At 66.0% G+C, this 12,987-nt stretch carries 14 protein-coding genes; 5 read left to right on the forward strand and 9 right to left on the reverse strand.

Annotated elements, in window-relative coordinates:
- Window positions 1-428 precede the first annotated feature (428 nt).
- A complete protein-coding gene (locus tag A5733_RS10640) occupies window positions 429-1,298 on the reverse strand; it encodes a GNAT family N-acetyltransferase (RefSeq protein WP_231965832.1) in 870 nt (289 codons plus the stop codon).
- A gap of 64 nt (window positions 1,299-1,362) precedes the next feature.
- Window positions 1,363-2,025 (reverse strand): TetR/AcrR family transcriptional regulator, encoded by a 663-nt coding sequence (locus A5733_RS10645; RefSeq protein ID WP_067775948.1) that lies wholly within the window; start codon window positions 2,023-2,025, stop codon window positions 1,363-1,365.
- Window positions 2,026-2,214: 189 nt separating this feature from the next.
- Here A5733_RS10645 and A5733_RS10650 point away from each other — a divergent pair, with 189 nt between their 5' ends.
- Entirely contained in the window at window positions 2,215-2,640 is a 426-nt protein-coding gene (locus A5733_RS10650) for an MmpS family transport accessory protein (protein ID WP_067775951.1), read from the forward strand.
- A complete protein-coding gene (locus tag A5733_RS10655) occupies window positions 2,637-5,555 on the forward strand; it encodes an RND family transporter (protein WP_067775954.1) in 2,919 nt (972 codons plus the stop codon). Before A5733_RS10650 ends, A5733_RS10655 begins: the two co-directional genes overlap by 4 nt.
- 27 nt (window positions 5,556-5,582) lie before the next feature.
- Here the strand turns inward: A5733_RS10655 and A5733_RS10660 are convergent, their stop codons facing one another.
- From A5733_RS10660 to A5733_RS10670, 3 genes are read right to left on the reverse strand one after another with little or no spacing between them, the layout of a single operon-like run.
- Window positions 5,583-6,710, reverse strand: a complete 1,128-nt coding sequence (locus A5733_RS10660) for a nitronate monooxygenase family protein (protein WP_067775957.1) — start codon at window positions 6,708-6,710, stop codon at window positions 5,583-5,585.
- A 57-nt stretch (window positions 6,711-6,767) separates the two neighbouring features.
- Window positions 6,768-7,544 (reverse strand): S-methyl-5'-thioadenosine phosphorylase, encoded by a 777-nt coding sequence (locus A5733_RS10665; protein ID WP_067775960.1) that lies wholly within the window; start codon window positions 7,542-7,544, stop codon window positions 6,768-6,770.
- A gap of 6 nt (window positions 7,545-7,550) precedes the next feature.
- A complete protein-coding gene (locus A5733_RS10670) occupies window positions 7,551-7,817 on the reverse strand; it encodes a hypothetical protein (RefSeq protein ID WP_067775963.1) in 267 nt (88 codons plus the stop codon).
- Between the two features lie 59 nt (window positions 7,818-7,876).
- Here A5733_RS10670 and A5733_RS10675 point away from each other — a divergent pair, with 59 nt between their 5' ends.
- The gene (locus A5733_RS10675; RefSeq protein WP_067776181.1) at window positions 7,877-8,749 is read left to right on the forward strand and encodes a 1,4-dihydroxy-2-naphthoate polyprenyltransferase; all 873 of its coding nucleotides are present in this window, start codon (window positions 7,877-7,879) and stop codon (window positions 8,747-8,749) included.
- A gap of 80 nt (window positions 8,750-8,829) precedes the next feature.
- Here the strand turns inward: A5733_RS10675 and A5733_RS10680 are convergent, their stop codons facing one another.
- Window positions 8,830-9,396, reverse strand: coding sequence for a Clp protease N-terminal domain-containing protein (locus A5733_RS10680; protein ID WP_067775966.1), 567 nt, complete (start codon window positions 9,394-9,396; stop codon window positions 8,830-8,832).
- Window position 9,397: 1 nt separating this feature from the next.
- Window positions 9,398-9,613, reverse strand: a complete 216-nt coding sequence (locus A5733_RS10685; protein WP_067775969.1) for a helix-turn-helix domain-containing protein — start codon at window positions 9,611-9,613, stop codon at window positions 9,398-9,400.
- Window positions 9,614-9,752: 139 nt separating this feature from the next.
- Between A5733_RS10685 and A5733_RS10690 the strand changes: the two genes are divergently transcribed.
- Window positions 9,753-11,108 (forward strand): MFS transporter, encoded by a 1,356-nt coding sequence (locus A5733_RS10690; protein ID WP_067775972.1) that lies wholly within the window; start codon window positions 9,753-9,755, stop codon window positions 11,106-11,108.
- Here the strand turns inward: A5733_RS10690 and A5733_RS10695 are convergent.
- A complete protein-coding gene (locus A5733_RS10695) occupies window positions 11,105-11,386 on the reverse strand; it encodes a DUF4229 domain-containing protein (RefSeq protein ID WP_067775974.1) in 282 nt (93 codons plus the stop codon). The two genes, A5733_RS10690 and A5733_RS10695, sit on opposite strands and share 4 nt — an antisense overlap.
- 75 nt (window positions 11,387-11,461) lie before the next feature.
- On the opposite strand from A5733_RS10695, the gene A5733_RS27090 reads away from it, so the two are divergent.
- The gene (locus tag A5733_RS27090; protein WP_142253921.1) at window positions 11,462-11,623 is read left to right on the forward strand and encodes a hypothetical protein; all 162 of its coding nucleotides are present in this window, start codon (window positions 11,462-11,464) and stop codon (window positions 11,621-11,623) included.
- Window positions 11,624-11,629: 6 nt separating this feature from the next.
- Here A5733_RS27090 and A5733_RS10700 read toward each other — a convergent pair whose 3' ends face one another.
- Window positions 11,630-12,946 carry an AAA family ATPase gene (locus A5733_RS10700; RefSeq protein ID WP_369830924.1) on the reverse strand — a complete coding sequence of 439 codons (1,317 nt, stop codon included), beginning with the start codon at window positions 12,944-12,946 and terminating at the stop codon, window positions 11,630-11,632.
- Between the last annotated feature and the right edge of the window lie 41 nt (window positions 12,947-12,987).

Genomic DNA, 12,987 nt, shown 5'->3' on the forward strand with positions numbered 1-12,987 from the left:
TGCCCGCCTATGAGCGACAATTCAGCGACAATCGCCACATAGCACAACACAGGCCTCAGCAAACCCATTGTCGCTCAACGATTATGCCACTCACGTATCCCCTACCCCATGGGCATCATCTGCCCAGTGCCCGCATGCCAGCGACTCTGTCGCTGATAGCTGGACAGCCCAAAATCCGTGTCGTATGGGGCTTTTGGTATTTGAGTGGCAAAAGTGCTGAATGACCGTGTGACAAACGGTGCCCATGGTGCCCACGCGGCGATTGTCGCTGAATTGTCGCTCATAGGCGGGCAGTTCGACACCCCATCGCCAACGCGACGGGCCCAAGCGCCGCGACCGCATCTGCCCTGGACAATCGAACGGCCAAGAAAGGCGGAAAGTCGGTCGAGGGGCGACGGCAGTCTCGTTGTGACAACATCGGTTTCGAGCTAGGCCGGCTCAACTGCTTTTACGAGAATCGCCCGCGTGTAGAGCAGCTGAAAACCGCTGCGCTGCACGTTGTGCTGGGACGCCGAGCCGGGTGCCGTTGTCACCACGGCGATCTCGCACCCGGCGTCGGCCGCGTCGGCCAGCCGCGCCGCCAGCAGTGCCGCCTGCACGCCGCGGCGGCGGTAGGCAGGTGCCGTCGCAGCTCCGGCCAACTGGGCGATCGAGCCGTTCAGCCGCATCGCCGCGCCCCCGGCGATGACTCCGTCACACAGCGCGACATATGCGGTGGCCCCTGCCTTTTCCATGTCCCGTTCAGCGCGCTCGATGATGTCGACGGGAAACTGCTCATGGCTGACCGGACCCTCACCGTCGGGATGGGCGAAGCCCTCCACCACAACCTGCACCCATGCGGTCAGATCGTCGGCCCGGCGCACCTGCACGTCGGTCTCCGGCCGGCTCTCGTCGCGGATCGGCCGGCCCAGCACGTTCTCGAACTCGACCAGCCGGTAGCCACGGCCCGACAACAGACCGATGATCTCGGGATCGGCGAGGTTGGACAACTCCACGCGGGTATCACTGCCACGGGCCGCGAATGCCCGCTCGATCTCGCCGAGCACCGCCTCGTCGGGCACCCCGTCGAAGCCGAGCCCGACCACCTTGTTCATCGGGGACCCGGCCTCGGCAAAACAGGCGAAGCCGCCCGCGAGCGGCAGCACGAGGCCGTCGGCGCCGCGGTCTGCGGCAGCGCGTGTGGCGGCCACGACCAGGTCGGCCTCGGCCCGCTCGATACGCCGGGCCAGTTCGGGTCCACAGAAGAGTTGATCGACGAACGTGTCTGAGCCGCTGCCGATGTCACCATTGATCACCACGCCGATATTGTGCCCACACAAGCGATTCCGAAACCTGAGCACCGGCACCCCCGGATGCCGCGCGTCAGCACGGCGGGCCGGCGGGCTCCCACGTCTGCATCGCGGTGTCGAGCGCCTCGTCGCCGAGTGCGGCCACGGGCACGGGCTGCTGCCCCTCACGGTGGCGCATGCCGTCGAGCAGGATCGTCACGTAGCGGCGCCACAGCTCCGGCTGGACGTGGCCGGCCCACTCGCTGACCGTGCCGGCCAACAGGCTCAGGATCGGTACATCCGTGGATTGCACGTCGGGCCGCAGGTGACCGTCGTCACGCGCACGCTCGACGAGTCTGGTCACCGGCGGGGACAGCCGCTTACGTGAACACTCCACGCCGTAGCCCCCGTAGGCCCGGCTGTAGACCATCTCGCGCAGGCCTCGATCGGTGGCCGTCAACTCGCAGAGATGCTCCACGAACCACACGAAGCCTTCCCATGAATCCTCTTGCTGCAGAGCGGCTTCAGCCAGGCCGACCACTTGATCGATGCCGTCTTCGAAGACCGCGTCGAGCAACTCTTCCTTGGTGGCGAACCGGCGGTAGACCGTGCCCACCCCAACGCCGGCGTGGTGCGCCACGTCGTTGAGCGTGGCCTCCAGCCCTTTCTCGGCGAACAGTTCCCGCGCAGCCTCGAGCACCCGCTGTCGATTGCGCTCTGCGTCCTTACGCAGGGCACGACGGGGTTCCTCGGACATGACGCCAGTCTAAGTGACCGTCGTCATAAGTGGATTGTATCTATCCACTTAATCCGATAACTTTACGCTTCGAACTGTGTAGGCCGCCTAATAGCGAGGGTCGGCGCGAACGCATCGAAACGTCGGGAGGCCACCAATGACAGCTGTCATCGATATGCCCGCCGCGGCCCTCTCCCCGGGGCGACCGCAGTGACCAAGGCAATCCGACGAATATGGCTTCCCGTCCTGATCATCATCGCGATGGGGGCCGGCGTGCTGATCGTGATGAACGTTCGCAAGGTGTTCGGCGCTCATCCGGTGATCATCACTGAGGTCACGTCGGACAACGCCGAGGATTTCAACCCCAAATTCGTGAAATACGAGATCTACGGCACCGGCAGCACCGCCGTCATCAACTACATGGATCTCGAGGGCAAACCGCAGCGCACCGGAACTGTGCCGCTGCCATGGACTTTGACGTTGCAGACCACCCTGCCCTCGGTACAGCCGAACATCATGGCCCAGGGCGACGGAGACAGCATCAGTTGCCGAGTCACCGTCGATGACGAGGTCAAAGAAGAAAGAACGGCTACTGGATTGAACGCACAAACCTTCTGCTTTGTGAAGGCAGCATGAGCAGCCCCAGGGAAGAAACCCAGACCGACGAGACCCCGACCGACGCCATCGCAACGGGGCGCCACGCGGCACCCCCGCGCCCGCTGATCCCGCGATTCATCCGGGCGTTCGCCCTGCCGATCATCCTGGCGTGGATCGTGATCGTCGCATTGCTCAACACCGTCGTCCCGCAACTCGAGGTCGTCGGAAAGATGCGCGCGGTGTCGATGAGCCCCAACGACGCGCCGTCGATGATCGCCATCAAAGAGGTCGGCAAGAAGTTCCAGGAGTACGACACCAGCAGCTCGGTGATGGTCGTCCTCGAAGGCGACGAGCCGCTGGGCATCGAGGCGCACGTCTTCTACGACCAGATGGTGCGTGAACTGCGCGCGGACACCACCCACGTGCAGCATGTGCAGGACTTCTGGGGAGACACCCTGACCGCCAAGGGCGCCCAGAGCCGCGACGGCAAGGCCGCCTACGTGCAGGTCTACATCGCCGGTGACCAGGGTGAGACGCTGGCCAACGAGTCGGTCGAGGCGGTGCGGCGCATCGCCACCGAAACCCCTGCACCCGATGGCGTCAAGGCGTATGTCACCGGATCCGCGGCCTCCAGCACCGACCAGAACATCGTCGGCGACGAGAGCATGAAGCTGATCGAGCTCGTCACCTTCGGCGTCATCGCGGTGATGCTGCTGGGCGTCTACCGATCGGTCATCACCACGCTGATCGTGCTGGGCATGGTCGTCCTCGAATTGTCCGGCGCCCGTGGACTTGTCGCGTTGCTGGGCTACAACGACTTCTTCGGCCTCACGACATTCGCGACCAACATGCTGGTGACGTTGGCCATCGCCGCGGCCACCGACTACGCCATCTTCCTGATCGGCCGATATCAGGAAGCACGAAGAGCCGGCGAGGACAAAGAAGCGGCCTACTACGACATGTTCCACGGCACGGCCCATGTCGTGCTCGCGTCGGGCCTGACCATCGCCGGTGCGACGTTCTGCCTGCACTTCACCCGCCTGCCGTACTTCCAGACCATGGGCATCCCCCTGGCAATCGGAATGACGATGGTGGTCGCCATGGCGCTGACCCTGGGGCCGGCAGCCATCTCGGTGTTCACCCGATTCGGCAAGATCCTTGAGCCCAAGCGGTATTCGAAGTCGCGCGGGTGGCATCGCGTCGGCACCGCCACGGTCCGTTGGCCGGGGGCCATCCTGGTGTGCGCCATCGTGGCCGCGTTGGTCGGCTTGCTGGCCCTGCCCGGCTACCACACCACCTATAACGACCGCATCTTCCTGCCCTCCGACGTCGGGACGAACGTCGGATACGACGCGGCGTTCCGGCACTTCTCGCAGGCCAAGATGAACCCGGACCTGATGATGATCGAGTCCGACCGCGATCTGCGAAACCCGGCCGATTTCCTGGTGATCGACAAGATCGCCAAGGCCCTCAAGAACGTGCATGGCATCGCCCAGGTACAGACCATCACCCGTCCCGACGGCGATCCGATCAAGCACTCGACGATTCCGTACACGCTGGGCCAGAGCGGCACCACCCAGCTGATGAACAACGACTACGCGCAGGCGAATCTGCAGAATCTGCTCGACCAGGCCGACGATCTGCAGACCAGCATCGACGCGATGACCGAAATGATGAGCATCCAAACGGATCTCGCAGCGGTGTCACAGCGCATGGCCGACAAGATGAAGACGACGTCGAACGACATGTCCGATGTACGTGACCATCTGGCCGACTTCGACGACCAGTTCCGCCCCCTGCGCAACTACCTGTACTGGGAGCCGCACTGCTTCGACATCCCCATGTGCTGGTCGCTGCGCTCGATCTTCGACGCCCTCGACGGCATCAACACGATGTCCGACGACTTCCAGGAGCTGGTCCCCGAGATGCAGCGCATGGCCGATCTGATGCCGAAGATGGTCGCCACCATGCCGCGGCAGATCCAGTCGATGAAGCACCAGAAAGAGCTGCTGCTCAACCAGTATCAGGTGCAGAAGGCGCAGCAGGATCAGACGGTGGCGATGCAGAACACCGCCACCGCCATGAGCGAGGCGTTCGACACGGCCAAGAACGACGACTCGTTCTACCTGCCGCCGGAGGCTTTCGAGACCGACGACTTCCAGCGCGGACTCAAGCTGTTCATGTCCCCCGATGGACATGCAGTGCGGTTCACCATCATTCACCAGGGTGATCCGCTGACGCCGGAGGGCACCGCCCGCATCGCGCCGCTGAAGGTCGCCGCGGCCGACGCGATCAAGGGAACTCCGCTGGAGGGCGCCAAGATCTACCTCGGTGGCAGCTCGGCGACGTACCACGACATGCAGCTGGGCGCCGACTACGACCTGATCATCGTCGCGGCCGCGGCCCTGATCCTGATCTTCATCATCATGTTGGTGCTCACCCGGGCCGTGGTGGCCTCGGCGGTGATCGTCGGCACGGTGGTGCTGAGTCTCGCCTCGGCGTTCGGGCTGTCGGTGCTGCTGTGGCAGCACATCGTGGGAATTCCGTTGCACTGGATGGTGATGCCGATGTCGGTCATCGTCCTGCTGGCCGTGGGCGCGGATTACAACCTGCTGCTGGTATCCCGGATCAAGGAAGAGATCCATGCCGGCCTGAAGACCGGCATCATCCGGGCCATGGTCGGCACCGGCGCCGTGGTGACCGCTGCAGGCCTGGTGTTCGCGTTCACCATGATGTCGATGGCGGTGAGCAGTCTGATCGTGATCGGTCAGGTCGGCACGACGATCGGCCTCGGCCTGCTGTTCGACACGCTGGTGGTCCGCTCGCTGATGACACCGTCCATCGCGACACTGCTCGGCCGCTGGTTCTGGTGGCCGCAACATGTCCGGCAGCGTCCGGTACCGCAACCGTGGCCCAAGCCGATCCAGCGCAGCCCCGAGGAAGCGGTGGTCTGAGGGGTCGGGCCCCTCAGACCGGCCGGCTCAGTCCGGAAGTGAGTTGCTCAACCGCTCGGTGGCAGCGAGGTAGTCCTCGATGAACTCGCGGACCACCTCGCGGGCCGGCTTGACCTTGTTCATCAAGCCCACGCCCTGCCCGACGAAGTAGGTGGCCAGCGCTTGGGCACCCGGGTGCCCTTGGGCGGCAAGGGCATCCACTCGGCGGATGACCGGCTCGGCCAGCATGTTCTGTAGCGGCAGCCCGAGGGTCTGATGGCCGCCGGGGTTCGGCTGCCAGGCGTCGGTCCAATCCGAGCGCAGCTGGCGGGCCGGCTTTCCGGTGCGGCCGGTCGAGCGCACGGTGTCCCGCGAGGTCGCCGCGAGCATCTTCTGCACGGTGTGCGGTGCGGTCTCGGCCTCCTCCGTCGTCAACCACACCGAGCCGGTCCACGCCCCGGCCGCACCCATCGCGACCGCCGCGGCCATCTGCCGGCCCGTCACGATGCCGCCGGCGGCGAGCACCGGGATGTCGCTGCCCGCTTGCTCCAGCGTCTCCAGCACCTCCGGGACGAGCACCAGAGTCGACACCTCACCACAGTGCCCACCGGCCTCGGTGCCCTGCGCGATGATCAGATCCACCCCGGCCTGCACCTGCTTAAGGGCGTGTTCGCGGGCGCCGACGAGTGCCGCCACCGGAACCCCGCGCTCACGCCCGGCCTCGATCATGTAATCCGGCGGCACCCCGAGGGCGTTGGCGATCAGCTTGATCGGGTGGCTCATCGCCACGTCGAGCAACTCGCGACCGGTGTCACCGGACAGTGAGGATCCACCGAAGCGCTGCTTGGCCTCGGGTTCGATGTCGTGATCGGCCAGCAGTTGTGCGACGAATTCGCGGTATTCGGCCGGGATGCGGTCGGTCAACTGCCCGCGGGACAGGTTCTCGCCCTTGCCCTCGAATTTCGCCGGCACGATGATGTCGGCGCCGTAGGGTTTGCCGCCGACCTGCTCGTCGATCCAGGACAACTCCTGGTCCAACTGCTCGGGGGTGTACGCGGTGGCACCGAGCACGCCGAAACCTCCGGCGTTGGTCACCGCGGCCACCACGTCACGGCAGTGGCTGAAGGCGAAGAGCGGAAAGTCGATACCGAACTGCTCACAGATCGCGGGTTTCACCCCGCCAGTATCAACCCTTCAACTTGACGGGTGTCAAGTGGCTGCCGGTTCGGGCCGTCAGGGCAGGTCGAACGGCAACTTCACGCCGTCGTGGGCCAGGCAGCGAGTGCACGCGCGCTCGGCGTCGACGCTCTCGAGGGCCTGATGGACCAATTTCTTGAACGGCACGATGTTGCGTTGAAACTCGGCGAACACGTCCACCGTCGTCACCCCGGAGCCGGCCTCGATACCGGCGTCCAGATCCGTCACCAAAGCGATTGCCGCATAACACATCTCAAGCTCACGCGCCAAGACCGCCTCGGGGTAGCCGGTCATGTTGACCAGGCTGAAACCCTGATCGGCGAACCACCGGCTCTCGGCCCGGGTGGAAAACCGCGGGCCCTGGATCACCACCATGGTGGCGCCGTCGACGACGCCGGGCAGCCCGGCCGCCGCCGACCGCAGCGTCGGGCAGTACGGGTCGGCGAAACTCACGTGGATGCCGCCGGAATCGAAGTACGTGTCGGCGCGGCCGCGCGTGCGGTCCACCAACTGATCGGGCACCACGATCGAACCCGGACCCCACTCGGCGGTCAGGCTGCCCACCGCGCACGGCGCGAAGATCCGTCGCACCCCCAGCGTGCGCAGCGCCCACATGTTGGCCCGGTACGGGACCGTGTGCGGCGAGAACTCGTGGTCCACGCCGTGGCGCGGCAGGAACGCCACCTCCTGCCCACCGACCGCGCCGATGGTGATCGGCGCGCTCGGGGCGCCGTAGGGCGTGTCCACACTGACCGTGCGGGACTCGGGCCCGAAGAACGAATAGAAACCACTACCGCCGATGACGCCCAGCATGCAGTGCTATTCAGCCTTGTCCGGGGTCACGTCGGCCGGGCCGTCGGCAACATCGGTGGCATCCTCGAAGTCCCCGTCGAAATCCTCGTTGGCCTTGCGGGCGCCGTCGGCGATCTCGAACACATCGGTGGCCAGACCGCCGATCGCCGAGGCGACGTCCTTGACCGCCGTGGTGATGATCGAGGTGACCTGCCCAACCGTCGTGGCCACCGCCTCGACGGATTCCTGCAGCACGTCCTTGCCGATCTCGGTCTTGCTGAGCTGCTCCTTCATGTGGCCCAGTGTAAGAGTCCGCGCGGTGGTGCACCGGGTCAGCTCATACGATGACCGTCGTGGCCAGTTTCGCGCAATGGATCGAAGGCGCTCGTCCTCGCACCCTGCCCAATGCCGTCGCGCCCGTGCTCGCCGGGACCGGCGCGGCCGCCTGGGCCGGGTCGGCGGTGTGGTGGAAAGCGTTGCTGGCATTGGCCGTATCTCTCGCGCTCATCATCGGGGTGAACTACGCCAACGACTACTCCGACGGCATCCGCGGCACCGACGACGTGCGCTCGGGACCGTTGCGGCTGGTGGGTTCCAAGCTGGCCTCACCGCGGGCGGTGGTGACCGCGGCGGTGACGAGCCTGGCGGTCGGTGCGGTGGCAGGACTGGTGCTGGCGGCGGTCAGCGCGCCGTGGCTGATCGCGGTCGGCGCGGTGTGCATCGCCGGGGCCTGGCTCTACACCGGCGGCAAGAAGCCCTACGGCTACCTCGGGCTCGGCGAGGTGGCGGTGTTCATCTTCTTCGGCCTGGTCGCGGTACTGGGCACGCAGTACACCCAGGCCCTGCGCATCGACTGGGTAGGTCTGGTCGCGGCGGTGGCGATGGGTTCGCTGTCGTCGGCCGTGCTGGTGGCCAACAACCTGCGCGACATCCCCACCGACAGCCAGTCCGGCAAGATCACGCTGGCCGTGCGGCTCGGCGAGGCCCGGACCCGCCTGCTGTATCAGGTGCTGGTGGCGGTGGCCCTGGTGTTGCCGTTGGTTCTGATGGCGGCGACGCCGTGGTGTGCGTTCGGGCTGTTGGCGGTTGCCCCCGCACTACGTGCCTTGCGGCCGGTGCGCGACGGCAGCACCGGCGCCAAACTGATCCCGGTGCTGCGCGACACCGGGCTGACCATGCTCGTGTGGTCGCTCGCGGTGTCGGTGGCGCTGTTGCTGGCCGGGTAGACAAGCCGATTTCCACCTGGGGGCTGTGATTCGTCGGCGCCCACGACCCTCACGTGGAAACCGGCAGGCCGGGCGTGCGCCTACGCCGCGTTGTCGAGGAGCCCGACGACCCCGTCGCGCAACTCGCCGGCACCGACGTGCTCGGTGATCAAGGCAACCGCCCGGTCGTCTCCCCCGCGCAGGATCGCGAGCAGGATGTGCTCGCATCCGATGTAACCGTCCTTGTGCGCCAAGGACTCCCGCAACGCCAGCTCCAACACCTTCTTGGCGGGTTTGGTGAAAGGCAGGTGCCCGCGGCGCCGCCGACGGCGGCCGGTGCTGCGCAGCGCATTGTCGAACGCGCCGGCGCCGAAGGTGTGGTCGACGTTGGCCCGCACCGCCCCCAGGTCGATCCCGATCGACCGCAACGCCTCCGCATCGCCGTCGAACGCTTCGTCAGCGGGTGCGTCAGCAGACACCAACTCAGCCCGAACCACATCAGAGGTCAGGCCGAAACCGGCCAGCAGGGCGGACAATTCGCGGCCGGAACTCTGCAACACCCCGACCAAGATGTGTTCGGGCCGGATGTCGTTGGCCTCCAGTTCGCGAGCCTCCTCCTGGGCCAGGACCACCGCGACGCGCGCGTGACGACTGAACCTTTCGAACATGTCATCCCTTTCGATTGTGCTTCTGGTGCACGGCCTGACGACTGACCTCGAGGGCATCTGCGATCGCCTGCCAGCTCCAGCCCTGCTCACGGGCATTGGCCACGTGAATCGCCTCCAGGCGCTCCTGAAGGCGCTGCAAGGCCCGCACCGCCCGCAGCCCGACGGCAGGGTCCGAGCTGCTGACGCCGTCGGCGATCAACTCGTTGAGATCACTCATGCTGTCAAGGTAAGTTGACATTCGAGAGCTGTCAAGGAAAGTTGACATTACGCGCTTCGTGGCGCGTCCAAAGGTCGCCCCGGCACCACTGGGAGTGCACTAACGTGGCCGTCGGCCTGCAACGCCGACCATCTGGAGGATGCGCGTGACCACTTCGACCGAGGCGCACCAGCCCGCGCCCTCGAGCCGCGCCGAAACGCGACGGGCCATCTGGAACACCATCAAGGGTTCGTCGGGCAACCTCGTCGAGTGGTATGACGTCTACGTCTACACCGTGTTCGCCACGTACTTCGAGGCGCAGTTCTTCGACCCGGCCGACAAGAACGCCACGGTCTACGTCTACGCGATCTTCGCGATCACGTTCCTCACCCGCCCGCTGGGCTCGTGGTTCTTCGGCCGCTTCGCCGACCGACGCGGCCGCCGCGCGGCGCTGACCGTCAGCGTCTCGCTGATGGCCGCGTGCTCGATGGTCATCGCGTTGGTGCCTTCGCGCGAAACCATCGGCCTCGCAGCGCCGATCATCCTGATCCTGTGCCGGCTGGTGCAGGGTTTCGCCACCGGCGGCGAGTACGGCACCTCGGCCACCTACATGTCCGAGGCCGCCACCCGCGAACGTCGCGGCTTCTTCTCCTCGTTCCAGTACGTCACCCTGGTCGGCGGTCACGTGCTGGCGCAGTTCACCCTGCTGCTCATCCTGACCGCGTTCACCCCCGAGCAGGTTCACGAATTCGGTTGGCGCATCGGCTTTGCCATCGGCGGGGTGGCCGCCGTGGTGGTGTTCTGGCTGCGGCGGAGCATGGACGAATCCCTGTCGGCCGAACAACTCGAGGCGATCCGGGAGGGCAAGGACACCAGCTCGGGGTCACTACGCGAGCTGGTCACCCGGTACTGGAGACCGCTTCTGCTGTGCTTCATGATCACCATGGGTGGCACGCTGGCCTTCTACGCCTACAGCGTCAACGCCCCGGCGATCGTCAAGACCACCTACAAAGACCAGGCCATGACGGCGACCTGGGTGAACCTGATCGGGCTGATCTTCCTGATGGCCATCCAGCCGGTCGGCGGCATGATCAGCGACAAGGTGGGCCGCAAACCGCTGCTGATCTGGTTCGGTATCGGCGGGGTGCTCTACACCTACGTCCTGTTCACCTATCTGCCCCAGACACATTCACCGCTGCTGTCGTTCCTTCTGGTCATCATCGGGTACGTGATCCTGACCGGCTACACGTCGATCAACGCCCTGGTGAAATCCGAACTCTTCCCGTCCCATGTCCGTGCCCTCGGGGTGGGCGTCGGCTACGCCCTGGCCAATTCGATGTTCGGCGGTACCGCGCCGGTGATCTACCAGGCGCTCAAGGACCGTGACCACGTTCCGTGGTTCATCGCCTACGTCACGGTGTGCATCGCGATCTCACTGGCGGTGTACGTCTTCTGCCTCAAGAACAAGTCTGACACCTACCTGGACCGCGAGAAAGGATCGGCGTTCCTGCGCTAGCCCGCTTTCGGCGGCTCGTCGCCCCGCAACCGCGCCTGCAGCTGCTCACGATCCTTGCGTCGACGCTCGTCGACCAGCGCGATGGACGCCGTCGCACGCTCGCGCAGCGGGCGGAACAGCCAGATCCCGACCGGCAGCGCGATCACGATCGCGAACAACAACGCCACCACGACCGGGAAATCCCCGGCGATCAGATGCCCCACGCCGTAGATCGCCGCGGTCAGCACGGCCACCAGCACCAACCGGGCAACCAGATATACCGCGACATCGGTGACCATGCGCGAGGTCGAACCACTTCCTGACACGCTCCGAGCCTACCGACGACGCGTATATTCGGATCAAGGAGGTTTCGAGTGGCGTATCTACTCCTGCTCATAGCCGCAGCGAGCCTGGTGTACGTGGGCTGGCGGCTGGCGCGGGTCTCTTCCAGTCAACCCAGGACGCGGGTGATCGGGCCAGACGACGACCCGGATTTCCTGCGTCGACTCGGGCACGGCGACAACCCGCGTTCCTGACCTGCGTCAGGCGCGCTTGTCCATCGACCGGCGCGCTCCGGCAAAGTCCGAGGCCACCACGGCCGCCAATTCGATGAGCGCCTCGCGGGTGGCAGGCTTGAGCCGATCCAAGCTGATCTCGGCGCCCTCCTCCAGATGCGGATCGAACGGCACCAGGCGCACCGCGCGGCAGCGCCGGGAAAAGTGATCGACCACCTTCGACAGATCGACCTTGCCCGAGCGGGGCCGCACCGCGTTGATCACCGCGATGGAATTGCGCACCAGATCCTGATGTCCGTGCGCGTCGAGCCAGTCCAACGTCGCCGAGGCACTGCGCGCCCCGTCGACCGAACCCGAACTGATCACCACCAGCACGTCGGCCTTGGACAGCACCGCCGACATCGCCGAATGCATCAACCCCGTGCCGCAATCGGTGAGCACCAGGCTGTAGAAGCGCTCCAGCACCTCAAGCGCACGCAGATAATCGTCGGAGCTGAAGGCCTCCGACACCGCCGGATCACTCTCGGACGCCAGCACTTCCAGCCGGCTCGGGCCCTGTGAGGTGTAGGCGCGCACGTCGCTGTAACGCTCGATACCTTCGGCGTCGCGCAGCAGGTGTCGCACCGTGGCGGCCGTCTCCAACGGCACCTTCTGGCTCAACGTGCCCCGGTCGGGGTTGGCGTCGACCGCGACCACGCGATCACCGCGGATCGAGGCAAACGTCGCGCCCAACGTCGCGGTGATCGTCGTCTTGCCCACCCCACCTTTCAGCGACATCAACGCGATCCGGTAGCAGCCCTGCAACGGCTGGCTGACCTCGGCGATCAAGTTGTTGCGGTGAGTGGTCTTGGGGCTTTCGCCCACGTTGACCTGTTTGAACGACGCCACGTACAGCGCCTTACGCCAGCCCGAGGTGGGCGGATTCTTGCGCTGGCCGAGCAGGGCCGTGGTGGACAGATCTCGGTAGGGCGTGGCGAAGTCCGCGGCGATCGGAGGCTCGGCAGCGGGGCCCTCGAACCGGGCGGGCGCCGGCGGTGCGGCGAGCACCGGGACGCCATGCGGCGGAGTCGGCGCCGTCCACTCCGCCGGCAACGGGGTGGACACCCCGGGCTCGGCCGGATTGCTGAAGCGTTGCTGATTACGGAACGCCGGCACCGGAGCGAACACCGAAGGGACAAGCGGAGGTTCGACGGCCGGACGTGGCGGGAGCGGGTCAGGGGCGGATGACTCGGCGGGCGCCTCGATGACCGGCGGGCCGGCCTGGTCGACGACGGTCGGCTCGTCGGCCGGCGGCAGGGGCGGGGTATCCGCCGTCTCGGACTCTGGGTGTTCGGACTCGGACACCGATCTTCCCTCCGTTCGGACAACTTGCCGTCGCCCGACCT

Source organism: Mycobacterium sp. NS-7484 (genome assembly GCF_001953975.1).
Classification (GTDB): domain Bacteria; phylum Actinomycetota; class Actinomycetes; order Mycobacteriales; family Mycobacteriaceae; genus Mycobacterium.

What these genes read in the sequence shown, in the direction of transcription:
- A5733_RS10645 (WP_067775948.1), bottom strand. Translation starts at nt 2,025, where the DNA reads ATGTCCGAGGAACCCCGTCGTGCCCTGCGTAAGGACGCAGAGCGCAAT.
- A5733_RS10665 (WP_067775960.1), bottom strand. Translation starts at nt 7,544, where the DNA reads ATGCTGGGCGTCATCGGCGGTAGTGGTTTCTATTCGTTCTTCGGGCCC.
- A5733_RS10695 (WP_067775974.1), bottom strand. Translation starts at nt 11,386, where the DNA reads ATGGTCACCGATGTCGCGGTATATCTGGTTGCCCGGTTGGTGCTGGTG.
- A5733_RS10690 (WP_067775972.1), top strand. Translation starts at nt 9,753, where the DNA reads ATGCGCGTGACCACTTCGACCGAGGCGCACCAGCCCGCGCCCTCGAGC.
- A5733_RS10680 (WP_067775966.1), bottom strand. Translation starts at nt 9,396, where the DNA reads ATGTTCGAAAGGTTCAGTCGTCACGCGCGCGTCGCGGTGGTCCTGGCC.
- A5733_RS10670 (WP_067775963.1), bottom strand. Translation starts at nt 7,817, where the DNA reads ATGAAGGAGCAGCTCAGCAAGACCGAGATCGGCAAGGACGTGCTGCAG.
- A5733_RS10685 (WP_067775969.1), bottom strand. Translation starts at nt 9,613, where the DNA reads ATGAGTGATCTCAACGAGTTGATCGCCGACGGCGTCAGCAGCTCGGAC.
- A5733_RS10655 (WP_067775954.1), top strand. Translation starts at nt 2,637, where the DNA reads ATGAGCAGCCCCAGGGAAGAAACCCAGACCGACGAGACCCCGACCGAC.